The sequence below is a fragment of the Geodermatophilus normandii genome (genome assembly GCF_003182485.1).
Taxonomy (GTDB): domain Bacteria; phylum Actinomycetota; class Actinomycetes; order Mycobacteriales; family Geodermatophilaceae; genus Geodermatophilus; species Geodermatophilus normandii.
On sequence record NZ_QGTX01000001.1, the window covers coordinates 480,238 to 504,541 of the forward strand.

Annotated in this window: 16 protein-coding genes; 4 read left to right on the plus strand and 12 right to left on the minus strand. The window is 70.6% G+C overall.

Annotated elements, in window-relative coordinates; genetic code table 11:
* The first annotated feature begins 36 nt into the window (after window positions 1-36).
* From JD79_RS02500 to JD79_RS02515, 4 genes are all read left to right on the plus strand, one after another.
* Window positions 37-888 (plus strand): glycosyltransferase, encoded by an 852-nt coding sequence (locus JD79_RS02500; RefSeq protein WP_211307833.1) that lies wholly within the window; start codon window positions 37-39, stop codon window positions 886-888.
* Window positions 889-1,053: 165 nt separating this feature from the next.
* Window positions 1,054-2,505, plus strand: coding sequence for an O-antigen ligase family protein (locus JD79_RS02505; protein WP_110004264.1), 1,452 nt, complete (start codon window positions 1,054-1,056; stop codon window positions 2,503-2,505).
* 3 nt (window positions 2,506-2,508) lie between these two features.
* Window positions 2,509-3,381: a Wzz/FepE/Etk N-terminal domain-containing protein gene (locus JD79_RS02510; RefSeq protein WP_110004265.1), complete on the plus strand. Its 873-nt coding sequence runs from the start codon at window positions 2,509-2,511 to the stop codon at window positions 3,379-3,381.
* A 1-nt stretch (window position 3,382) separates the two neighbouring features.
* A complete protein-coding gene (locus JD79_RS02515) occupies window positions 3,383-4,429 on the plus strand; it encodes a glycosyltransferase family 2 protein (protein WP_170149084.1) in 1,047 nt (348 codons plus the stop codon).
* 636 nt (window positions 4,430-5,065) lie between these two features.
* Here JD79_RS02515 and JD79_RS02520 read toward each other — a convergent pair.
* The 12 genes from JD79_RS02520 to JD79_RS02575 form a co-directional block, all read right to left on the minus strand.
* Window positions 5,066-5,944 (minus strand): hypothetical protein, encoded by an 879-nt coding sequence (locus tag JD79_RS02520; protein ID WP_146220368.1) that lies wholly within the window; start codon window positions 5,942-5,944, stop codon window positions 5,066-5,068.
* 172 nt (window positions 5,945-6,116) lie between these two features.
* A complete protein-coding gene (locus JD79_RS02525) occupies window positions 6,117-7,088 on the minus strand; it encodes a glycosyltransferase (protein ID WP_211307834.1) in 972 nt (323 codons plus the stop codon).
* 152 nt (window positions 7,089-7,240) lie between these two features.
* The gene (locus JD79_RS02530) at window positions 7,241-8,398 is read right to left on the minus strand and encodes a glycosyltransferase family 4 protein (RefSeq protein WP_170149085.1); all 1,158 of its coding nucleotides are present in this window, start codon (window positions 8,396-8,398) and stop codon (window positions 7,241-7,243) included.
* Window positions 8,399-8,718: 320 nt separating this feature from the next.
* The gene (locus JD79_RS02535) at window positions 8,719-9,948 is read right to left on the minus strand and encodes a glycosyltransferase family 2 protein (RefSeq protein ID WP_281270339.1); all 1,230 of its coding nucleotides are present in this window, start codon (window positions 9,946-9,948) and stop codon (window positions 8,719-8,721) included.
* Between the two features lie 7 nt (window positions 9,949-9,955).
* Window positions 9,956-11,596 (minus strand): oligosaccharide flippase family protein, encoded by a 1,641-nt coding sequence (locus tag JD79_RS02540; RefSeq protein ID WP_170149087.1) that lies wholly within the window; start codon window positions 11,594-11,596, stop codon window positions 9,956-9,958.
* On the minus strand, window positions 11,593-12,210 hold the full coding sequence (locus tag JD79_RS02545) for an acyltransferase (RefSeq protein WP_110004271.1): 618 nt from the start codon (window positions 12,208-12,210) through the stop codon (window positions 11,593-11,595). Before JD79_RS02545 ends, JD79_RS02540 begins: the two co-directional genes overlap by 4 nt.
* Window positions 12,203-13,342 carry a DegT/DnrJ/EryC1/StrS family aminotransferase gene (locus JD79_RS02550; RefSeq protein WP_211307835.1) on the minus strand — a complete coding sequence of 380 codons (1,140 nt, stop codon included), beginning with the start codon at window positions 13,340-13,342 and terminating at the stop codon, window positions 12,203-12,205. Before JD79_RS02550 ends, JD79_RS02545 begins: the two co-directional genes overlap by 8 nt.
* Entirely contained in the window at window positions 13,339-14,034 is a 696-nt protein-coding gene (locus tag JD79_RS02555) for an acetyltransferase (protein ID WP_110004272.1), read from the minus strand. The genes JD79_RS02550 and JD79_RS02555 overlap by 4 nt, the downstream gene beginning before the upstream one ends.
* Complete coding sequence (locus JD79_RS02560) at window positions 14,031-15,191, minus strand: DegT/DnrJ/EryC1/StrS family aminotransferase (RefSeq protein WP_211307836.1); 1,161 nt, start codon at window positions 15,189-15,191, stop codon at window positions 14,031-14,033. Before JD79_RS02560 ends, JD79_RS02555 begins: the two co-directional genes overlap by 4 nt.
* Complete coding sequence (locus tag JD79_RS02565; RefSeq protein WP_110004273.1) at window positions 15,188-16,186, minus strand: NAD-dependent epimerase/dehydratase family protein; 999 nt, start codon at window positions 16,184-16,186, stop codon at window positions 15,188-15,190. Before JD79_RS02565 ends, JD79_RS02560 begins: the two co-directional genes overlap by 4 nt.
* The gene (locus JD79_RS02570) at window positions 16,183-17,244 is read right to left on the minus strand and encodes a Gfo/Idh/MocA family protein (RefSeq protein ID WP_211307837.1); all 1,062 of its coding nucleotides are present in this window, start codon (window positions 17,242-17,244) and stop codon (window positions 16,183-16,185) included. The genes JD79_RS02565 and JD79_RS02570 overlap by 4 nt, the downstream gene beginning before the upstream one ends.
* A gap of 121 nt (window positions 17,245-17,365) precedes the next feature.
* Window positions 17,366-24,298, minus strand: coding sequence for a DUF4082 domain-containing protein (locus tag JD79_RS02575; protein ID WP_170149088.1), 6,933 nt, complete (start codon window positions 24,296-24,298; stop codon window positions 17,366-17,368).
* Window positions 24,299-24,304 lie beyond the last annotated feature (6 nt).

Sequence of the window (24,304 nt, forward strand, 5' to 3'; positions counted from 1 at the left end):
CCCGCCGCGCCTGCGGGGACCACCCCGCTCACCCACGTGCTCCTGACGCGGTTCAACCTGCCCTCGAAGGGCCACGAGAGCATCGTCCGCGCCAAGGAGAACTGGCTCCGGGACCGGGTGTCGCTCTTCGAGCGGTACTGCCTGCCCACCGTGCTGGGACAGAGCGAGCAGTCGTTCACCTGGATCGTCTACCTCGACCCGCAGAGTCCCGGCTGGCTAATGGACTGGGTCCGCGGGCACGAAGCCCAGCGCCACTTCCATCCCGTGCTCCGGGAGGAGGTCCCCCGACGCGTCCTCCTCGCCGACATCCAAGCCATCACGGGGTCGGACGGGCGGGGTGACCTGCTCACCACGAACCTCGACAACGACGACGGCCTGGCGCGGGACTTCATCGCGAGGCTGCAGTCAGCACCGACGGCCGGCGACCCGACGGCGGTCTACCTCGGCGACGGCCTCATCATCAGCGGCGAACGGCTGTACCGCCGGACCGATCCGCACAACGCCTTCTGCTCGGTTCGGGAGAGTTGGCGCGACCCTGTGACGTGCTGGAGCGAGTGGCACAACCGGCTGCCCGAGTTGATGCCTGCGGTCGTGCTACGGGGCGCGCCCGGCTGGCTCCAGGTGGTGCACGGCGCCAACGTCAGCAATCGGGTGCGAGGACGGCGGACGCCGCCGGCCCCATACCGGCCCGCGTTCCCACGTCTCCTCGACGAGGTCGCCGACCCCGGGCGGGCAGACCTGCTCCGAGAGGCCGCGCAGGTACCGCTGCGCCAGTTCCGCGAACTGGCCCGCGCAGGTGTGAAGGCGGCGGTCGTCCGGCTCCTCGGGAAGGACGGTCTTGACCGCGCCAAGCACCGGTGGGCGTCCGTCGGAGGTCGGCATGCGTGACTGTCGCCAGCGGGCCGACAGGCTCCCGGGACGGGTTCGGTTGACCGTACGCAAGACCGGTGACGGGGGCTTCACCTGCCCGTATGGTGCGCACACCCCGAGGCACCGCGCGGGGCGTGGCGGGGGTCGTCCACCGCGTCACCCGACGACACGGCGAAGAGACGGATGACCGAGACGCCCACGGCAGACGAGCCGGCAGCCCCGCGGCCGGCCGCTGCGGTGACCGCTCATGCGGTTGTAGGCCGCCGCTCCCGGACGGCGGTCCTCGCGCTGGGCGACCCGACCAGGTCCGAGCGGCACGCCGTCATCGCGGTAGGCACCTACGCCGTCGCGCTGTTCGTCTTCCCGTCGAACATGGTCCTCGAGGTCGTGGGCGGACAGGGATCGGTCGCCGGGCTCCTCGCCCTCACGCTGTTCGTGGTCTACGTCGCTTCGACCCTTATGGGCTCGCACGACCCCCTGACCGTGCGCCACCCGACGAGGGGCGCCCTGTTCCTCCTCACGGTCATGAGTCTCGTCGCCTGGGCCCTGACTCCCTTCCACGGCCTGACCGCGACGCAACAGGTCGGCGCCGACCGGTGGGTCCTCATGCTCGCCGGCTTCGCGGGGGTCGTCCTGGTCGCCGCGGAGGGCCTCCGGACCGTCGACGGGCTGGTGCGCGTGTTGCGGCTCGTCGTGCGGGGCGCCGCCTTCTGCTGTGCCGTCGCGCTGGTCCAGTGGCTCTTCCGCTTCGACCTCAGCGCGCTGCTGCGCCAATCGCTGCCTGGGTTCTCCGTGCAGTTGTCGCACGACGTGTACGAGGACAGGGCAGCGCTGCAGCGTGTCTTCGGGACGACGGCGCACCCGATCGAGCTCGGGGTCATCGCAGGCATGCTGCTGCCGCTGGCTCTCGTCCTCGCGACGCAGGACCGGTCTCACTCCCCCGTCCTCCGCTGGGGCCCGGTCGTGCTCATCGCCACCGCCATCCCGGCCTCGGTGGCCCGGTCGGCTGTCCTGGCCGTGATCGTCTCCTCGGCCGTCCTCGTCGCGTGTCTCCCGGCCCGTCCGCGGGTGACGGCGATGGTTCTCCTCCCGCTCGGGACCTTCGTCGTCGGCCTGGCGCGCCCTGGCTACCTTCGGACGCTCGCCGACCTCGTCGGGGCGGGGGCCGACGACGCGTCACTGCAGGGCCGGCTGGTGGACCTGCCGCTCGTCGGCCGGTTGGTGTCGGAGCACCCGTGGTTCGGCACCGGCCCAGGGACCTACACCGCGGCCAACGCGCTGGACATCTTCGACAACCAGTACTACACGAGCGCAACAGAGCTGGGACTACTCGGTCTCACCGGCCTGCTGGCCTGGTACCTCGTCCCCGTGGTGACCGCCGCCGCGGCCCGCCACCGGTCCTCGGACCCGCCGCTCCGTGCGGTGGCGGGAGCGCTCGCCGGGGCCGCCACCGCCAGCGCCGTCTGCGCCTTCACCTTCGACGGCCTGTCGTTCAACATGTACGCCGGCCTGCAGGCACTCGTCGTCGGGTGCATCGGCACCTGCTGGATCCTCTCCGGCCGGGAGGGGCGGGTGGCCCGGGCAGCGGGCCGCGACGCGCACCCGGCCGCTCCACCACCGTCGCACGGGAGCTGACCCATGGACCTTCTCGCGATCGTGTCGTCACTGCGGCGGCACTGGGTGATCACCGTCGTGATGACCTTGCTGACCGTCGTGGGGGCGCTCGGCGTGGTGGCCCTTACCCCCCGCGTCTACAACAGCAACGCCTCTTTCGTCCTGGTCAATCCCGAGCCCCAACCGTCCGGGGCCGAACTGTTGGTCGACCCGTCACTGGCCGGCGTCAACTGGGACAACCCTTACCTCCGCTTCGCCAACGAGGGCACCGTGGGACAGGTGCTGGCTGCTCGCATGAGCAGCGACAGCGTCCGGGGGGCTCTGTCCGGCCAGGGCGCCGACCCGGACTACGAGGTGTCCCAATCCGCCGTGTCTTCGCAGATCATCGATGTGGTGGGCACCGGTTCGACTGCGGAGGCCGCTGACGCCACCCTCGCGCTGGTCAACCAGCGCATGGAGGACGAGCTGGCGGCCATGCAGAAGGTCTACGGTGCAGATGACCGGACACTGATCACACTGCTACCCGTCGCGACCCCGACCTCGGCGCACCTTATGGTCTCCGGAACCATCCGGACGCTGGTCGGCGTCGGAGCGGCCGGAGCGCTCCTCCTCTTTGCCGCGATCTCCCTCGCGGAGGCCCGCAGGCACGCTCGCGAGGAGGTAGAGGAGGCCAGGAGGCCCACCACGGGTCGGCACGGCTACACGGGCCCCCAGTCACCGGGTGGCAGACGAGAGAGATCCGGCAGCACCGCGGCCGAAATCCAGCCCGAGGCTCGTCCGAGCGGTATAGACGTCATCCGGACACCGCACGGAGGCGAAGAATCCGACCTCGCTGACACCGGTCCGCGGTCCGTGAGACTGCAGCTGTCGGCGACCGCGGGTGCCAGGGACGCCTGACGTGGACCCGCTATCCCTCGGCCGCGGTTTCGGGGAGAACGACGTCGCCCTGGTCGTCGTCACTTACAACTCGGTCGCGGACGTGGCCGGCCTCATCGCGAGTCTCGACGTCGGTCTCGCCGGGATTGACCGGTCCGAGCTGGTTGTGGTCGATAACGCCTCTTCGGACGGCACCGCGGACGAGGTGGCACGCCTTGCGCCCTGGGCAACGCTCGTCCGGGCTGCGGATAACCGCGGGTTCGCCGCAGGGCTCAACGCCGGGTTCGCCGCAGCGCGACCGGCCCGCGCGGTCCTGGTGCTCAACGCCGACGTCCGGCTGCAGCAGGACTGCGTCGCCCGCATGCTCCGAGGCCTGGGTCGTCCTGGCGTCGGCATCGTCGCGCCGCGCATGCTCGACGCGGACGGGCACCTCTTCCCCTCCCTCCGCCGCGAGCCGACGCTGATTCGAGCCCTGGCGGCCGCTGTCCTTGGAGGACGGCGGGTCGCCCAACTGGCGCCGCTGAGCGAGACGGTCACCGATCCAGGTGCCTACGCCGCTGCGCGGATGGCCGACTGGGCGACGGGAGCGGTCCTGCTCGTGTCGACGACGTGCTGGCGCGACGTCGGAGGCTGGGATGAGTCGTTCTTCCTCTTCTCCGAGGAAGTCGACTTCGCCCTCCGCGCGCGTGACCTCGGCTACCGCACCGCCTTCGAGCCGACGGCGGTGGCAACGCACATCGGCGGGATCACGAACAGTCAGGACCCCATGATGTACGCGCTGTTGACGAGCAACCGAGTACGCCAGTACGCGAAACGACACTCGGCGGTCGCGACGAAGGCGTACTCGGCCGCCCTCCTGCTGCACGAGACACTTCGGGCGCTGCAACGAGGGGAACCGCACTGGAGCGCAAGGGCCGCCGTCGCGGCGGCAAGTGCGGGAGCCGCCGCGCATGAGACGATGGCGGCACTTGGAGCGACCGCTGGACAGCCTGTCCATCCCTCGATCGGTGACCCCGTCCCGAAGCTGTTGCGGAGTGATGAACTGAGTCTCCGCTCACAATCCACCTGAATCGGGAGGACCGGAGCTCGGTCGTTACGGGTCTCCCGTGTCCCACGGATCACTCTTAGTCGTGGTGGCGAGGTCGACGTGCACACCGGCCGGAAGAGGAGCGGTTGGGAGGTCGTCCCACAACGGCCGCCAGCCGACGGTGGCAGATACGAGCGCGGACCGACTGCGGTAGGTCCAGGCGGAGGCCAGCTCGGCGTGCACGGCGCCGCGCCGCACGGCTACCCAAGCGCCAGACAGTATGCCACTGCTTGCGGACGCCGTACGGACCGCAGTCGGCTCGGTGGAGGTCCACCAGGGCGCCGGCGGTGTCGACCGTCCGGCCAATTCCGCCGCGCTGATGGGTGCGGTGGCGCGGGCGCGTAGGGCTCGGGCGAGCGGCTTTCCGCACACGGCGAACACCGGATACATCAGCCCGGTCCCCAAGTCGTCCTGGACGCGGGGATTCTGTCGACTACTGCATGAGTGGGCGGTCCAACTCCGCCTGCGCACAGGATGTCGAGTCGGTTTTGCGCATCTCCTGAGGCGGCGCAACTCGGGGACTCTTCGCAACCACGTCGGGTCACATCACGCGGGCCGACGCCACCTCCGCTGCTGGTCGCTTGGACGAGCGGAGCCACGACCTTGTATGGAGCGAGGTCACGGCTCCGGGACCACCGCCCCCCGCGCGTCGTCGGCGGCAGGGTTGAACAGATAGTTCTCGCTCCAAACACGCCAACCGTGACCGATCTCGCTTGCGGCAAATTGCACCGGCCCGTACGTACCGCCATCGAAGCGGTTGTTCGTAGCGCGCAGGTTGCGGCCATAGGCATGTGCCCCGGGGCTCACCACCAGGTTGTATCCCCGGCCCTGGAAGAGGTTGTCTGCAAGGACGACGTTGTCGATCGGCCCGTCAATGGCCTGGATGAAGAGTGAGCCCGAGTCGTTCCCCGACGCGGTCACGAGGCGATTGCCCCGGAAGGTGACCTGGCGATCGGACCGCCTCGTGGCGGGGAAGTCACGGACGGTTGCAGCCTCGTTGTGCGAGCCCGTGGACTCAGGCTCGCCGTACGCCCGCAGGTTGGTCACGTAGTTGTTGACCGCTACGGCGTCATGTTCGTTGTCCGTGTACCGGAAACAGATGCCTGACCCGACGTCATGAATGAAGTTTCGCTCGAGGACACCGACCCCATGGAACCCGCACGCTCCTGCGATGTCTTTCCGGGACACCATCGACCCGTCAATCTCTGAGTCGCGAATCCACACCTGCGCTGCGGAGGGTCCACAGCAGGTGTTGTAGTCGGTGTTCGTGACCACTGGCTCCCAGCCCGAGAAGCCCGAATCAGCCGTTGGTCTTATGCACGACCGCTCAACGGTGACGTCGCCAAGGTGCAGGTCCAGTCGCGTGACGATGCGCACGTCGCTGATGACCGTGCCAGGCGGCGGCGTCGACGATCCTGTGTACACCGGCAGGGAGTCGCAGGACAGCCCGTGCGGAGCCAAGCCAACGCTTGTCTCGTCGACCTGCCAACCAGTCATCCCCACAGTGATCGAAGGAGCTGCTTCCGCCCCTGCGGGGGGCTCAGACGGTGCAAAGCTCTGCGCCGTCAGCCACAGAGCCAAGCCGACGCTGCCACCCAAGGCCGCAGCAAACACAAGACCCAGTGGTCGGCGATGCGTCCACATGGTGACGGGTCCTCTCCTTCCAACCTCACAGCGGTTGCCGGGGCCACCAGGCGATCTCCGTGGGGGCCGAGGTCCGTCGTCCGTCTTCCGTGTGCTTCCCCTCGAGCTGGAGAAGGCTCGTGTAGGCAGTCACCACGTTCTCCCGCTCGTGAGCCGGCGAGTACTCACGTGTGATGAAGGCAGCTGCAGCGCGTCCCCGTTCACCACACCACCCCGGTGCAGCCGCCTCCTGCATCACAATGTGTTCGACCGCGCGGGCAAAGCCCAGCAGGTCTCCCGAATCGACCGTGGTGCTGAAGTCCGGGTCGAAGAGCTCACGTCCGCCGTAGCCGTGGTTCCCCACGACGTAGGCGCCGCAGGCCATGGCCTCGGCAGCCGGTAGCCCGAACCCCTCCCGCCCAGTGAACGCCATGAAGACCATGGTTCGCCGCAACGCCTCGGCCACCTCCGTGGTGGTCAGCCCGTGCAGCGGCAGGACCTCCCAGCCGTCGAGTACCCCCCGCGAGCGGAGCAGGCGCAGAACCGCTGAGGCATCATCGCCAGCCCGGCGCGGCATGTAGCTCATGCGCCGCGGACGGGGATCGCTTGCCCCGTCCGGCAGCCGAAACACCGCCGGCTCGATGCTGTGGCGCACCCTCTGCACCGCCACATCGGGGAAGGCGTACTTGAGGAGCTCTTCGTCGTAGCGCGACACACACACCAGACCGAACAGGTCCGGGCTGTCCGCCAGATGGTGTCCGACGGCATCGCCATCCTGGCTCCAAGTCATGTGCGCCCCTTGGTTGAAGACCACGTGTCGCACTCCATCAAGCGCCTTCAGCAGCGGGGAGACGTAGATCTCCGGAATCACGAGAGTGTCCGACGGCGAAACGGCCGTCGCACGCACGTCCGTGACGACGGTGTCGTTGGGGAACCAGCGGCAATGGAAGCCCGGCCGTTGGTGCAGGACCGCTGCGGGCAAGCCGGCGGCGTTCAACAGATCGACGTGGCGATACATCGCGCGTACGCCGCCGGACGGTTCAACACTGTCCGGGGTCAGGAAGTAGACCGTCGCAGTGGACCGGGACCTAGATGTCCGCCGAAAGATGGGCGGACGTGACCGCAAATAGCGCACAGCCCGACGCCCCAAGGCGGAGTAGGAGGCGCGGGTCACGAGCGGCGCATCCCGGTGTGTGCAGCAGCACCGCCGAGGCGAGATGACGACCGCTCGGTGACCGCACGCAGAAGTTCCGCATGGGCCTGCACGCAGCGCTGAGGGTCGAACCGGGCGATAGACTCAGCGCGGAGTTGACCGCGAGCCTCTGCCCACCGGTCCCGCTCGGCCATCACTTGCGCCATGGCACAGCTCAACTCTGCCTCGTTGTGTTGCCTTGCATAGCGGAGGTCGCTCATGCGCTCCCAGCTGACGTCCTCGGCGCGGCCAGCCGGATTGGCGACGAGATGTCCCCGCCTGCCATCCTCGCCGAGTTGTTCACGCCCTCCACCGACGTCCGACATGACCACGGGAAGTCCGGCGTAGAGAGCCTCCATGGACGCCAGGGACCATCCCTCGAAGAACGAGTCGAGCACGAAGGCGTCTGCCGCGGCGAGGACGACTGCAGGTCGGGGACAGTGATCGCGGAGGTGCACCTGCCGCCTGTGCGCGGACCGGTCACGTAGACTTACGACCTGCTCCGCGTAGGCTCGGTCGTCCGGCCTACCGGCCACCAGCAGATGCGCCTCGGGATGAGCCTTCGCAACCTCCAAGAACACTCGGACAAGCGCATACGCATTCTTCTGCATGGAGAAGCGGCCCAGCGACACCCAGAGAAACTCCCGGTCGAGGCCCAGTGTGGCGCGTGCCAACTCCCGGTCCACTGGACGGTGTTGCCGGTCGTCGACCGCGTTGGGGATAGTGACAACCGAGGCCGAGTCCATGACGGGGTTCCCTCGGAGGTACTGACTTTTAATTAGTTCTGACACGGTAACGACGGCCGCTATCCGGTGTCCACGCTGACGCTCAGCCGCCCAATCGGTACGGAAGAGGTCGTGCATGCCATGCAGGGTGTCGACGTACGGAACGTCCAAGTCGTTCGCTAGATCCAGGACCCACGGCGCCGCGCCATGTCCGGACACGACATCGGGCTGCCAGCGGCGCACGCCCTCGCGGACTTCCGCACAGCTGGCATCCAGGACGAGGATCCCCTCCGCGGAGAGGGCACGGGCAAGTCGGCCGGCCTGAGAACCCGAGGGTGAAGCGTGCAGAACCGCCACCTCGACCCCTTCTGCAGGGAGCCGCCTGGCGAGGAAGGCGACGACCTCCTCCATACCGCCAACGTCCAGAGACCCCGCCGCCAGCAGGCAGCGCACGGCGGGGCGGCGATGAGTGCCTCGTTCGCTTCTACCCCAATTGCCCGGGTCGGTGGGGGGATGAAGAGGATACGAGTGCCACACGTGATCCGCCTCGCGGCCAGAGGCCGGGGAGGGATGGCCCAACAGAGGAGCGCTCCAATCGACATCGACGACGACTGGCGGCTGTACTCCGATCAGACGACGGAAGTACGGCGCGACACAAACTCGCACAGCCCGCGGCATCGGCGGGCGATGGCGCTGCAGAAAGAGAAGCGAACGCTGGACTCGGGTCCTCATCAGACCCCCACGATGCGGTTTCGATGCCATGCGAACCGCCCCTCGAGGTCCCTGACCCGCTCGCGCGCACGGAAGGCCAGCATCTTGCGAGCTCGGTCGCGCCCGACCGCTTCGCGGCGCGTCAGCGCTCGCCACCACCGGGTCTCGGCCACGCCGGGGAACACAGACAGAGCGAACTCACGGTAGGCGGGTGAGTTGTCGACCCCGTCCGGGCTGGACATGTACTCCCAGACAGCGAGCCACAGTGCCTTTCGCGCCAACGCTCGATAGGCGATCTGGCGAAGCCTCTCGAGGTTCTCTTCATCACTCCCCACATCCGCACTCAACGCGGCGTCAAAGGCCTTACGAGTCTCGTGCAGATTGGCAAGCGCGCTCGCGTACTGAGTTCGACTCATGTTGGAACCATGCAACCGGTAGTACAATTGATCAACCCCGCCCAGCCTTCCCACGTCTGCGACCTGCGCCGCCCGCAGCCACCATTCATGATCGCCACTGTGGGGCAGATCCTCACGATATCCGCCCACTCGGTCAAGAAGACTGCGGCGAAAGACCGCGTCGCTCGAGCGAATGACGTTGGTGGCGCGACGGCAGTTGTCCTCGAGCCAGTCCTTGCCATCCCAGACGGACCAGGTGAGAGTCTTCGTTCGCGCAACCGGAAGCACGTCATCGATCACGTCCAAGGACCATCCGTAGACGAACCCCACCGAGGGGAATTCCTCCATCAGTCGGACGGCACGCGATAGAGCACCAGGGGTCAGCATGTCGTCTGCCGAGAGGAGGAGGACATAGTCCCCGTCCACGTGCGAGAAGCCGATGTTGTATGTGGCAATGTGCCCACGATTGACCGGGTTGTGCAGGACGCGCACGCGAGGGCGCTGGGCCGCAACAGACTCGGCCATCAGGCCGCTGCCATCCGGCGATGCGTCGTCGATTATCAGTACGTCAACATCGACGCCAGGCTGCCCGAGCACACTGTCCACACAGGCCTCGAGATAGCGCCCGTAGTTGTAACAAGGCACCACCACGGAGACGCGTGGAGCCGCGCTCGTGCATCCGCGTGGCCGCGTCAGGACCGGCCTTGAGTATCCCGTAGGCCAGAGCTGCTGGATCAACACTTCTAGCCTGCCGTCCCCCCACGTCCCCACATGCACATCAGGAGGACGCTGAATGCCTCGGCCGCCCCGTTCTTGCGCGGGAGAGGATCGTATCGAGAGATTCGTCCCGGTCATCACGATGTCAACCCTCCGAATTCGAGAGGTGCGGCTGCTGCTTGTTCGAGTTCCTGCGGACAACCGAGTGCATTAAGGCAGAACGAGGAAGATCGGCCAGTTCGAGTATTCGACGTAATCCGGTGGACAATCGACCGAGGGTGCCGTTTTCGGAGTCAGGGAGCACCGTTTGCGCCAGCCGGGCCACTAGCAGCAGATACACCATGCATCCCACAGCCAGGCCGCTTAACAGTCTGCTCCACGGGCTGGTCAGCTGTTCAGCAACTAACCAATCGGCGCCGGCCGCCAGGACAGCCGCGCAGGCGATGGGGACCACCGTACGGATGACTCCGCTCGATGAAACACCGCTCATCCGCCGGACCGCGATGAGATACGTCGGAGCCACGACGAGCACGATGACGACGACGTGGGCCACCGCAGCCCCCATGACGCCTTCCCACTGGACCCCGAGCCACATCGCCGGGATGAGTGTCGCCAACCAGATCAACTGGACGTACAGCAGCATCCGCGCATGGGCCGCGCCCCCCACCAGGACGTTGGAGTACAGGAGCGCGTGCACAGCGAGGACTCCGTACGGTGCGAGCACCGCCAGGACGGGAGCGGCCGCAATCCACGTGCGTCCGTACACGGTTTCGATCAACGGGCCAGCGCTTGCCGCGCTCAACGCCGCGATCGGCCAGCCGATCACAGCGACGGCCTGGTGCGCTCGCCATAGAGCTCGGGCCAGGGCCGCAGGGTCGTGTCGCAATCGCGAGAACATCGGCACGGCGACACCATTGATCATGGCGTTCAACAGAGACATCGACCAGTTCGCCACGTTGAAGGCCAGGACGTAGACACCCAGCTCGACAGGGCCGAGAAGACGGCCGATGAAGGCGTAGTCGATGTTCAGGAGGGTGTAGCCGACGAGGTTGGCGCCGGCCAGAGGCAGCCCGACGCCGAGCACGAACCGCAGCACGCCCCGGTCGAATCCAAAGCCGTATCGCTTGTCGGCGCTGAGTGCCATCACGACGCCGACGACCAACTGGCCGAGCACGCGGGACCACGCGAAGGCCAGCGCACCTTCCCCGGCTGACGCGAGCACCAGGAGCAATGCGCTCGACGGCACGAAGGCCACCAGATTCGCCCGAAAGATTCGGTTCTGCTGGAAATCACGCGCCAGCATGGCTCCCGGAACGGCGAAGACACCCACCATCAGGACGGCAAGAGCCATGACCCTGATTGCCGGCGCCGCCTCATCGGCACCGAGCGCGGTCGCCAGCGGCGCGGCCAACAGATACATCCCCGTCGCCACGGTGGCCGCACTGACCAGCGATACCGTGGCTACGGTGGGAGCCAGCTTGTCTGGGTCGGTGTCACCCCGCTGCAGGACTGAGACAACGCCGAGCTCACTCATGCTCGTGACGACCGCATGAACTGTGAAGGCCACCGCGAATACGCCGAACTCACGAGGTGTGACGAGCCGTACGACCACGGCCATGAGGACCAGATTGGCCAGCTTCAGCAGGAGGGTACTGGCTCCGCTCCACAGCGCTCCCGAGGTGACTCGGCGCAGAGCATCGGCGTCCTGACCACGAGCTTCGGCAGACAGGAAATGGCCGTTGCCCGCACCTGTCTGGTCCGCGACTGTCCGGTCGACCGCTGTCACCGAGACCCAGCCCCCGATAGGATCGACGTGACGGGGTCACCCGTCCGCACAAGCTCGAGCGCACCGTCCTCAACAACGCGGTAGCAGGCACGGCAGGTGCAGGACAGATCGCTCCCGAGGCGCTCCCCGCAGGCACAGACCCAGCCGCGCTGCCGCGCCGGGTTGCCGGCCACGAAGGCGTGGGCGGGCACGTCCCGGGTGACCACCGACCCGGCGGCGGCGAAGGCGTGCCTGCCGATGCGGATCCCGCAGACGACGACGGTCCCGGCGCCGAGGGTGACGCCGTCCTCCACCACCGTGGGCAGCAGCGCGTCGGCACCCTTCTTCACGTGCGCGCGGGGCCGCAGGTCGTTGGTGAAGACGACGCCGGGGCCGAGGAACACGTCGTCGCCGACGTCGACCCCGTCGAAGACGAGGACGCCGTTCTTCACGGTGACCCGGTCGCCGAGCCGGGCGCCGCCCTCGACGTAGGCGTGGTCGCACACGTTGCAGTCGGCGCCCACCCGGGCGCCGGGCAGGACGTGCGCCCACGCCCAGATCCGGGTGCCGGGGCCGACGTCGTCGCTCTCGCACAGCCCCAGCGGGTGCACCCGCACCCCGTCCGGCTCAGCCACGGCGGGCCACCGCGGTGGCGAGCGCCTCGGCGACGCGCTCCTGCTGGGCGGGCGTGATGCCGGGGAACAGCGGCAGCGACAGGATCTCCCCCGCCGCCCGCTCGGCCACCGGGAAGTCGCCGGGGCCGTGCCCGGCCGGGGCCAGCGCGCCGGTCAGGTGGACCGGCACGGGGTAGTGGACGCCGGCGCCGATGCCGGCCGCGTCGAGGTCGGCGAGGACGGCGTCGCGGTCGGGCACCCGCACCACGTAGAGGTGCCACACGTGCGCGTTGCCCGGTGCCGCCGACGGCAGCCGGACGCCGGGGATCCCGGCGAGCAGCTCGGCGTAGCGCTCGGCCGCGGCGACCCGCTCGGCGTTCCACCCGGCCAGCCGGTGCAGCTTGGCCCGCAGCACCACCGCCTGCAGCGTGTCGAGCCGGGAGTTGAACCCCAGGACCGGGTGCTGGTACTTGACCTCGCTGCCGTGGTTGGCCAACAGCCGTACGGTGCGCGCGACCCCGGGGTCGTCGGTGGTCACCGCGCCCGCGTCGCCGTAGGCGCCGAGGTTCTTGCCCGGGTAGAAGCTCGTGCCCGCCGCGGTGCCCCACCCGCCCATCGGCACGCCCCGGTGGGTCGCGCCCTGCGCCTGCGCGGCGTCCTCGACGACGACCAGCCCGTGCCGCCCCGCGACCTCGGCGATCTCCGTCATCGGCGCCATCTGGCCGAACAGGTGCACGGGCAGCACCGCGCGGCACTCCCCCGCGACCGCCTCCAGGGCGCGCGGGTCGAGCAGCAGGTGCTCGTCGTCGACGTCGACCGGCACCGGGCGGGCGCCGGCCCGCAGCACGGCCTCGGCGCTGGCCACGAACGTGTTGGCCGGGAGCGCCACGGGGTCGCCCGGGCCGACGCCGGCGGCCCGGAGCGCGAACTCCAGCGCGTCGGTGCCGTTGCCCACGCCGACGCAGTGCGCGCGCCCGGTGAACGCGGCGAACTCCTCCTCGAAGGCGGCGACGTCGGGACCCTGCACGAAGGCGGTCGTGGCCAGGACCCGCGCGAACCCCTCGGCGACCTCGCCGGCGACCCGGTCGCGCTGGATGCCGAGGTCGACCAGCGGCACCCGGCCGGTGGTGACGGGGCGGTCGACGGTGGTCACAGCGAGGCCTCCTGGAGCGCAGCCGGGGACGGGGCGAGCGGGCGGGCCGGGTTGCCGGCCCAGGTCTGTCCGGGCGGGACGTCGCGGACGACGACGCTGCCCATGCCGACGACGGCGCCGGCGCCGATGCGCCGGTGCTCGCGGACGAGCGCGCCGGAGCCGAGGTAGGCGGCCGCGCCGACGCTGACGCCGCCGGCGAGCCGGACGCCGGCGCCGAAGGTGGCCGCGTCGCCGACCTCGTCGTCGTGGGTGAGCACGACGTGCGGCATGGCGTAGACGTGCCGGCCGACGGTGACGGCGGCGGTGAGGACGACGCCGGCGTGCAGCACGCTGCCGGGGCCGACGGTGCTGTCCGGCGAGACACTGGCCAGCGGGTGCACCACGGTCGCCCACACCTCGTCGGGGAGCCCGAGCCGGTCGACCAGCCGCTGCCGGGACGCAGGCGCGCCGGGGTTGCCCACGCACGCCAGCAGCAGGGCGCCGCGGCCGGCCTCCCCGGCGGCCTCGGCCGTCGTCCCGAGGACCGGCACGCCGTCGACCGAGGTGGCGGCCCGCGCGGGGTCGTCATCGAGCAGGCCGGTGACGGTGACCGGCTCCCCGGCGGCCTCCGGGCAGGCGCGCAGCAACTGCACGACCTCCCGGGCGGCGCCGCCCGACCCGAGGACGACCAGCGGCCGCCGGGCCCCGCTCACCGCAGGGCCGCGAGGAGGGCGTCGACCACGCGGTCCTGGTCGGCGTCGGTCATCTGGTGGAACACCGGGAGGACGAGGCTGTCGGCGGTCAGCCGCTCGGTGGCCGGCAGGGACACCCGCGGCCGGTCGGCGTAGGCCGGCTCGAGGTGGGCGGCCATGATGCCGCGGCGGGCGGAGATGCCGGCGGCGCTCAGCCGCCCGAGCAGCGCGTCGCGGCCGACCGGGGCGTCCTCGGGCAGCAGCAGCCAGCAGGACTGGTAGTTGGTCGTCCCCCACGGCGGGTCCTCGACCAGCCGCGCACCCGGCAGGCCGGCGAGCAGCTCACGGTAGCGGTCGGCCCGCTCGCGGCGCCGGGCCACCATCGCGTCCAGCCGGGTGAGCTGCACCAGCCCGATCGCGGCCTGCACGTCGGTCATCCGGAAGTTGAAGCCGGGCTCGAGGTACTGCTCGGGGGTCACGCTGCCGCTGGCGTGCCGCTCGGCGGCGCTGACGCTCATCCCGTGCTCGCGCAGTCGGCGGGCGCGGGCGGCGACCTCCGCCGAGGGGGTCACCAGCATCCCGCCCTCGCCGGTGGTGACCAGCTTGCGCGGGTGGAAGGAGAAGGCGGCCAGCTGCGCGCCCTCGCCGACCGGCCGGCCGTGCAGCGTGCTGCCGATGGCGCAGGCCGCGTCCTCGACCACGGCGATGCCGCGCGGCTCCAGCAGCGCACCGAGCGCCACGGTGTCGGCCGGCACCCCCGCCTGGTGCACCACGATCACCGCCCGGGTGCGCGGGGTCAGCACCTCCGCCACCGTGGCCGGGGTCAGGTTGCCGGTGACCAGGTCGACGTCGGCGAAGACCGGCTCCGCGCCCACGTGCCGCACGACGTTGGCGGTGGCGATGAAGGAGAAGGACGGGACGACGACCTCGTCGCCGGGCCCGACCCCGAGCAGGTGCAGCGCCAGGTGCAGCGCCGTCGTGCAGTTGGAGACGGCGACGGCCTCGGTCGCGCCGACCCGGCGCGCGAAGGCCTCCTCGAACGCCGCGACCCGCGGCCCCTGCGCCACCCAGCCCGAGGCCACGGCCTCGGCGGCGGCCGCGGCCTCCTCCTCGCCCAGCCACGGCCGCATCACCGGGATGGTGGGCAGCGCGGTCACCGGCGCGCTGGAGACGCTCACGCCAGGCTCCCCTCCGCCGGGGCGCGCTCGGAACGCCACCACTCGACCAGGCCGCGCAGCCCGTCGTCGAGACCGATCCGCGCCGTCCAGCCGAGCTGCTCGCGGGCGGCGGTCACGTCGGCCAGCCGGCGGGTCACCGCGTTGACCTTCCGGGCCTCGCCGTGCACCGGCGTCAGGCCCGAGCCCATGGCCGCCAGCAGCCCGTCGGCGAGCTCCCGCAGGCTGGTCTCGGTCCCCGACGCGATGTTGAAGACGGTGTCGGTGACGTCGGCCTGCGCGGCGAGCAGGTTGGCGCGGGCGATGTCCGCGACGTGGACGAAGTCCATCGTCTGCAGCCCGTCGCCCATGATCAGCGGCGGCTCACCGGCGGCGATGCGCTCCATCCAGCGGATGAGCACCTCGGTGTAGACGCCGTACACGTCCATCCGCGGGCCGTAGACGTTGAAGTACCGCAAGGCCACCGAGTCCAGGTCGTACATGGCCTTGAAGCTGCGCAGCATGCCCTCGTTGAAGGCCTTGGCGGCGCCGTAGAAGGTGTCGTTGTTGTACGGGTGGTGCCGCTCGGTGGTCGGGAACTCCTCGGCCAGGCCGTAGACCGAGGCCGACGAGGAGGCCACCACCTTGGCGACGCCGGCCTCGACGGCGGCCTCCAGCACGGTGAACGTGCCGTCGACCAGCGACTCCAGCGCCAGCCGCGGCTGCTCGGCGCACTGGGTGATCCGCAGCGCGGCGAGGTGGAACACGAGGTCCTTGCCGCGGGTCAGCTCGTGGACGAGTGCGACGTCGCGGATGTCGCCCTCGACCACCCGGACGACGTCGCCGCCGCGCTCCAGCGCCCGGTCGAGGTTGGCCAGCCGCCCGCGGACGAGGTTGTCGAGGACGACGACCTCAGCAGCACCGACGTCGACGAGCTGGTCGACGACGTGCGAGCCGATCGTGCCCGCGCCGCCGGTGACCAGCGCCCGGCTGCCGGCGAGCTCCACCGCCGCGCTCACGCCGCCACCTCGGCCCCGACCGGCTCGACGGGGACCGCGACGCCGCCGCCGCGGAGGCTGGCGCTGGCCGCCTCCAGCATCGCCAGCACCCGCAGGCCCGAGCGGCCGTCGGTGAGCGGCGGCCGCCCCTCGGTGATCGCCGCGGCGAACTCGCCCATCATCGTGCGCAGTGCCTCTCTCTCGGGGAGGGCCGGGGCGACCATGTCCCCGATCCGGTAGGACACCCGCGTCTGGTTGCGGGCCTCGACGCCCAGCTCGGCGGGGTCGCGGGTCTCGATGGAGCGGTCGTAGACGGCCACCCGCTGGGTGGGGTTGAGGTCGTCCCACACGACCGTGCGCCGCGAGCCGCCGACGATCGTCGTGCGGACCTTCGTGGGTGACAGCCAGTTGACGTGCACGTGCGCGAGCGCGCCGGAGCTCAGCTCGATCGACAGGTGGGCCACGCAGACCTGCCCGCAGCCCAGCGGGTCGGCGCCGTGCGCGGCCACGCTCACCGGCGTGACGCCGTCGGGCAGCAGCGAGTCGAGGATCGACAGGTCGTGCGGCGCGAGGTCCCAGACGACGTCGACGTCGGCCTGCACCAGGCCCAGGTTGATCCGCACCGAGTCCAGGTACTGCAGCGTCCCGAGCTCGCCGCCGCGCACCAGGTCGCGCAGGTGGGACACGGCCGGCGTGTAGCAGTAGGTGTGGTCGAGCATCAGGACCAGCCCGGCGTCCTCCGCCGTCCGCACCAGCTTCGCGCCGTCCTCGAGGTTGGCGGCGAGCGGCTTCTCGACCAGCACGTGCTTGCCCGCCGCGAGCGCCGCCATGGCGATGCCGGCGTGCGTGGCCGCCGGGGTGGCGACGGCGACCGCGCCGACCGCCGGGTCGGACAGCACCGCGTCGAGGTCGGCGGTGACCCGCACGGTGCTGTAGCCGCCGAGGACGGTCCGGGCCCGGGCGACGTCGAGGTCGCACAGGTACTCCAAGTGCAGGCCAGGGACGGCCTGGGCGTTGCGCACCAAATTGGGTCCCCAGTAGCCCGCGCCGATGACGGCGATGCCGACTGGTTCGCTCACTGTGTCTCCCCGTGTCGTGAGACTGGCCGCGCGGTGCGTCAGTCTGGTGGCCGGACGCTCCCGGTGGGTGGTTTCGCGTCGCGGCATCCGGGACGGCCTGGCCCTGACCGGCGCCGCCGGCTCAAGGTGCCGCGAAGGTCCAGGTCACCGGCTGCGCGAGCGGGTTGCCGGCACCGTCGCGGGCGGCCTCGACCGTGACGGTGTGGGTGCCGGGCCCGAGCTCGTCCGTCGGCGTCAACCGGGCGACGAGCGTCGTCGGGTCCCAGGCGAGGACGGCCGGGACCGGCGCGCCGTCCGGTCCGGTCAGGGTGATCCGGACGCCCTCGACCGCCTCGCTGAAGAGCACCGTGACCGCCTGCCCGGCCGCTGCCGTGCCGCGCGGGCCGCTGTCGGTGACCGCCGGCGCGACGGTGTCCTCCTCGGCTCCCGACGGCGCCTCGGTGGTGACGACGACGTCGATCCAGAACGCCGCAGCACCGGCCGCGACCGTCGGGAAGGTCCCCGCGGGCCCGGTGACGCCGTTCGGGGTCCGCCCGTCGGCCGGCGCGGTCAGCGGTCCGCTGCTGCGCGCGGCATCGAAGAAGGACGGCGTCTGCGCCCACCTGCCGAGCGGCGCGGAGTAGCTGACCAGGTACTCGCCGCCCGCCTCCAGCCGGACCGGCTGCGCGAGCCGCGCGGTGCGCCACCCGGTCACCGGGTCGTCAGCGAACGCGACCGTCGCGATCCGCTGGCCGGCGGCGGTCCACAGGCTGCCCACCAGCGACCCGGTAGTCCCGTCGGCCACGTAGAGACGCAGCGCGGTCACCCACGCCTCGGCAGAGGTGGTGAACCTCGTCCCGAGTTCCGTCGGCGTCGTGTCGGCGATCGCCTCTGCGGGCGGGACGTCCGCGTCGGTGAACAGTGACACCGGCGCGGCCGGCGCGCTGCTCGCCGGCGGGGTTGAGCTCGTCGTCGGCACACTCGATGGCGCCGGCGGCGCACTGGATGTCGCCGGCGGCGTGGACGTCGCTGGTGGGGTGGACGCCGCCGGGGCCTCTCTCGGCGCCGGCGCCTCACTCGTGGTCGCCGGCTCGCTCGAGCTCGACGGCGGCGGCTCGGAGGTTGTCGGCGGCTCGGAGGTCGTCGGCGGCTCGGAGGTCGTCGGCGGCTCGGAGGTCGTCGGCGGCTCGGAGGTCGTCGGCGGCTCGGAGGTCGACGGCGGCTCGGAGGTCGACGGCGGCTCGGAGGTCGACGGCGGCTCGGAGGTCGACGGCGGCTCGGAGGTCGACGTCGCAGTCGACGTCGTCGACGGCTCGCCCGGCGCCGGCGTGGTCGTGCTGCCCGCCGGCTCGCTCGGCTCCGACGTCGTCGCCGGTGCCGCAGCTGCCACCGCCGCCGGGGGTTGCTGCGGCGTGAACAGGACGTCGACGTGGTAGTTCGTGGTCGTCCCGTTGACCGGCATGGCCGAGGCGCCGTAGCGGTAGACGCCGTTGGGCTCGGTCGCGGTGGCCTGCGGCGCGCGCAGCGGCGCCCGGTCCACCCCGGCCGACTCGAAGCCGCCCCGGGTGTAGCTGTAGCGCCCCACCTCGGTGTGGTAGCTGGCCACGTAGGTCACCCCGGCCGCGATCGCCACAGGCTGGTCGAACAGCACCTGCTGCCAGCCCCCGGCGGTCTCACCCACGAACGTCGCCGTCGCAAGCAGCGTCCCGTCCGCGGTCCACAGGCTGCCGGTGTGCGTGCCGGTGTTGCCCGCCCCCTTGTAGAACCGCACCCCGGTCACCACCCCAGACGTGTCCGCCGAGAAACGCACCCCCAGCTCCACGGCCGAGGCGTCGTCGGTGGCCGTGGCGGCCGGGACGTCGGCGTCGGTGAACAGCGTGCAGGGGCAGGCGCCTGCCGTCGGCGGGGGCGCGTCGTCCCCGGTGGTGAAGGTCCATGTCACCGGGGTCGCCATGGCGTTGCCGGTGCGGTCGGCAGCAGCGAGCGCGGCCGTGTACGCCGTCTCCGGCGCCAGGGGCGCCGCCGGGCTCGCGGTCACCCGGGTCCCGGTGGAGTCCAGCCCGACGACGACCGGCACCCTACCGCCGGGACTGGACAGGGAGAACTGCACCGAGGACGCCGTCACCGGCTCTGACAGCACAGCCGAAACCGCGGTGCCGGTGGGCACGGAGGTGACGCCGGCCGCGGGCGCCGTCGAGGTGACCGACGGCGCCGTCGTGTCCGTACCCGGCGGTGGTGGTGGCGGCGCGCTGTTCTCGTCGGTCTCGAACACGACGTCGACGTGGTAGTTCGTGGTCGTCCCGTTGACCGGCATGGCCGAGGCGCCGTAGCGGTAGACGCCGTTGGGCTCGGTCGCGGTGGCCTGCGGCGCGTGCAGCGGCGCCCGGTCCACCCCGGCCGACTCGAAGCCGCCCCGGGTGTAGCTGTAGCGCCCCACCTCGGTGTGGTAGCTGGCCACGTAGGTCACCCCGGCCGCGATCGCCACAGGCTGGTCGAACAGCACCTGCTGCCAGCCCCCGGCGGTCTCACCCACGAACGTCGCCGTCGCAAGCAGCGTCCCGTCCGCGGTCCACAGGCTGCCGGTGTGCGTGCCGGTGTTGCCCGCCCCCTTGTAGAACCGCACCCCGGTCACCACCCCAGACGTGTCCGCCGAGAAACGCACCCCCAGCTCCACGGCCGAGTTGTCCGTGGCCGCTTCCACCTCGGGCGTCGTGCCGTCGGGGAACAGACTGCAGGGGCAGCCCGCCGCCTGGCCGGCGGCGGTCGTGAAGGTCGTCGAGACCGGTGCGGCCATGGCGTTGCCGGCGGCATCACGGACGCCGCTGACCGTGGCGGTCACGGTCGTTCCCGGCGGCAGGGACGCGTCGGGCCGGAAGAGCAGCAGCCGCTGCCCGACGGCGGAGACGGTGCCGGTCAGCGTGGCACCCTGCGCCGTCGTCACCTGCACGACCGCGGTCGAGGCCTGGACAGCCTCGTCGAACGAGAACTGAACCGGGTTGGTGACGGCTACGTCGGTCCATCCGTCCCCGGGCGACGAGGACACCACCTGCGGCGGTGTCGTGTCGACTGGCGGGACCGTCATGAAGACCGCGTCGACCCAGTAGTTCGTGCTGCGGTGGCTGTCCTGTGGGAAGGACGACCTGGCTCCGTATGCGTAGACGCCGTTAGGACCGTCAGCACCGTCGCGGAGGGCACGGACGGGCGGGTTGTCGCGGCCGCGCGCGTTGAAGGCCTCGACATCAGCCGCGTAGTGACCGGCTGGCGCATGGTAGGAAGCCACGTACGTAGTCCCTGCCGTCACCGGCACCGGGTTCGCGAACCGCAGCTCCTGCCAACCGGTAGCCGTCTCGTCGGCGAAGGTGCCGGTGGCCAGCAGCGTCCCGTCGTTGGTCCACAGGCTGCCGGTATGGGTGCCGGTGTTCCCGGGACCCTTGTAGAAGCGCACGCCGGCCACCCAGCCGTCGGCGTCAAAGCGCAGGCGAGTGCCGAGCTCGACCGGCCGGCCGTCGTCGGCCGCCGGCATACTTGGCACGGCATCGCTGAACAGCGTGCACGGGCACGCGCCGAGACCTGCCGTGGTGAAGGACCAGGTCAGCGCCCCGGTCATGACGTTTCCGCTCACGTCGGCTACACCGCTGACCGTGACGGTGTGGCCGGTCGCAGCCTGCAGCGGTGCCGCCGGGGTGAACCGGGCGGTGTGAGTGGAAGGCTCGTAGGTCGTCGTCCCGGCGACCGGAGTCCCCGAGGCCGTCGTCACCGTCAGCGACGCCGTCACCGGGTCGATCGGCTCGTTGAACGTCGCGCTGACCGTGCCGTCAAGCGGCACGCTGGTGACGCCCGTGCCGGGAGCCGTGCCCGTCACAGTGGGGGGCAGGACATCGGGAGCCGACTGGAAGACCACGTCGACCCAGTAGTTGGCGCCACCGGCAAGCCGATCCGGGAAGCCCCCGGCGCCGTAGAGGTAGACGCCGTTCGGCCCGTCCTGGCCGTTGCCCAGCGCCGTCAGCGGACCGCTGGTCACGGCGCCCGTGAGGCCGCCCGACGTCACCGAGTACCAGCCGGAACTCGTGTGGTACGAGACGACGTAGGTCGTGCCCGCGGTGATCTCGACCGGCTGGTCGAAGGCCGCTTCCTGCCAGCCGCTGGTGGACTCGGCCGAGAACGAGGCACGGGCGAGTTGCCGGCCGTCGGCCGACCACAGGGTGCCCGTGTGCGTGCCGGAGTTCTGCGGGCCCTTGTAGAAGCGGACGCCGGTGACCGTGCCGTCGGTGCTCGCCCGGAACCTCATGCCGAGTTCCACCGCGGACGGGTCGACGACGGTCACGACCGCAGGGACCACCGTGTCGTCCCAGATGCTGCAGGGGCACACCCCCGGGATGGCCGCGGCACGCATGGTCGTGAACGACCATGCCATCGGCGCGGCGAGGGCGTTGCCCGCCTCATCCTGGGCGGAGCTCAGGGTGGCGGTGAAGCGGGTGCCGGGTGCCAGTTGCTCAGTGGGCCGGAACGTCGCCGTCCGGGTGCCCGGGTCGTAGCCGGTGGCACCGGCGATGGGCGAGCCGCCTGCTCCGGTCACCTGCATCCGGACGCTCGTCGCCTGCACCGGCTCGTCGAACACCACGCTGACCGCCGTGGTGGGCGGGACGCTGGTGCTGCCGTCGAGGGGGCTGCCGACGGTTGCCACAGGGGCACGGGTGTCCGGGGGCTGGGTGCTCTGAAAGACGACGTCGACCCAGTAGTTGGTCGACTGATAGGTGCTCGTCGGGAAGCCAGGGCCGCCCAGGTGGTAGACGCCGTTGGGCGCTCCCTGCACGTCTCGGAGTGCTGTGAGCGGCTCGGTGGTGACGCCCGCGAGGGCGAAGGCGGTGGTGTCGGCGGCGTACCCGCCGACCGGCGCGTAGTAGGAGGCCACGTAGTCGGTACCGGCCTCGACCGGCACTGCCGTGGGGAAGGCCAACGTCTGCCACCCGCTGGCCGTCTCGTCGGTGAAGGTGCCGGTAGCGAGGAGCCGGCCGTCGGTGGTCCACAGGCTGCCGGTGTGCCTGCCCGAGTTGCCAGTGCCCTTGTAGAACCGCACGCCGGTCACGTAGCCGGCAACCTGCGACTGCCAGCGGACACCGAGCTCCACCGGCGTCGAGTCGGCTGTGGCCGGCGTCCGCGGTACAGCGGAGTCCGGCCAGATGGTGCAAGGACAGGTGCGCTGTTCGACGGAGGCGTCCAGGGTGACCGGCTCAGAGAGACGTGCGCTGTCGTCGACCGCGCGCACCTGCACGGCCAACAGCCCAGAGACGGTGGGGGTGTGGGTGTAAGACCACGTTTCACGTCCTTGGGCCGGGTGCCAGGTGGCACCCCCGTCGATGGAGACCTCGACGCCAGTGACGACACCACCGGTGTCGGCAGCGGTGCCGCGGACGGTGACCGGGGACCCCACGGTCACGGTGTCGGTGGGTGTGGGGGCGGTGATGGTCACCGTCGGTGGCGTGATGTCCGTGCTGGCGGAAGCCTCGACCAACTCGCTCTGCAGCGTGACTGGCTGCACGCCCATGTCGGCGAACAAGTTGACCGTCGCCTGGCGCATCGGGTCGTTGGCGACCCGATCACCACCGTCGTGCTCGTCGTCGAGGCCCCAGGACCACTGCACGGTGCCGGCCGCGAAGACGAGTGCCTTGCTCGAAGGATCTCGGTAGAGGGACAGGTTGTGTGTCGCCTGCCCGGGCGCGAAGACAATTCCGTAGTCGTCCTGGATGACGTCTCTCTCGGCCACGTCAACGACCGTCTCCGACAGGTGAGCCAGCCCGGGGGGGCGGAAGCCGTTGTGGAAGTCCGCATCCCACTCGTAGCCCAGCGTGCCGGGACCGAACGTCCACGTGCGTCCGGCGTTCTGTGTCGCGACGGGCGTGTTGCGCCACAAGCGGGTCCTGCCGTACTCCGCCGGGACGGCGATGGAATCCCTACGGGTGTCCACATTGTTTCCATTAACCTTAAATTGTTGACCGATGAGCGCGTTCTCCGGCTGGACCCCTGCACCCGCCCGCGGGTCGCGCCACAGCCCGGTCCATTCACCCGATGGGTCCGCTGGTGCGTTGGGCAGGCCGGTCTTGTAGCAAACGAGCGTGCGGTGCTGTGTGCCAGAGCCGTCGATGGCCGGCTCCCAGCGAGTTCGCCAGTACATCTCGTTGCCGCTGAAGAAGCCCAGGTTCACTCCGGCCGCCTTGGCGCGCTCCACCGCGGCTCGCTGGGCTCCGGACCAGTACTCGTCGTGGCCAACGGACAGGAAGAGACGGTGGTTGGTCAGCCGGCCACCGGATCGGTCGGTGTCGACCCCGGAGATGTAGGTGACGTCGTAGCCGTTGCGCTCGAGAAACCTGATCATGGGGTACTCGGCCCAATAGACCTGTCCCGCCATTTCACCGGCGGCCAGCGGGCGGTTGTAACTCACTTTGTAGGCGCGCCCTGGACCGTAAGCGCCGCCCGCCGGACCCGGCCCGTCCCCGGCGTAGAGGTTGGCACCGCCCCACGTGTTGTACGCCTGCCAGGTGGTGTCGGAGGTCTGGAACACGACGTCAGAGCGGCTCCTGTCGTCCCGCACGACGAAGGTGACCTGGTTCTCCCCGATCCTGTCCAACCGTCGCAGCACGGCGAGGTAGACGCCCGTGACGGCGTCGGCCGGGACCATCCAACTGGCAGAGACACCCCAGTTTCCGCAGTCGACAAGGCCAGTGGCCGCGTCACGGAGGCAGTCGGGTTGACTCTGCGGCATCGGCGCTGAAGGCAACACCGAGTCGACGAGTCGGCCTCCCGTGCCGCCGTACCAGCCCAGCCGATAGATGTCGACTCGGTAGTTGTGCGAATCCGTACGGATCTTGAAGTCGACCCGCTGACCGATGTCGACGCTCATGTCCGTCGCAAAGCCCTCGATGCTGCTGTCGGGCGAGACGAACCAGTCGGTCGTGCCGGCGCGGGTGTTCTCGCATGCCACCGCGCTGCGGACTGGGGCCGCGCATGGATCGGCGGCGAGCGCGCGCGTGGGCACGGTGACCAGACCCACCGTCACCAGTGTGACCGCGACGAGCACCAGCCC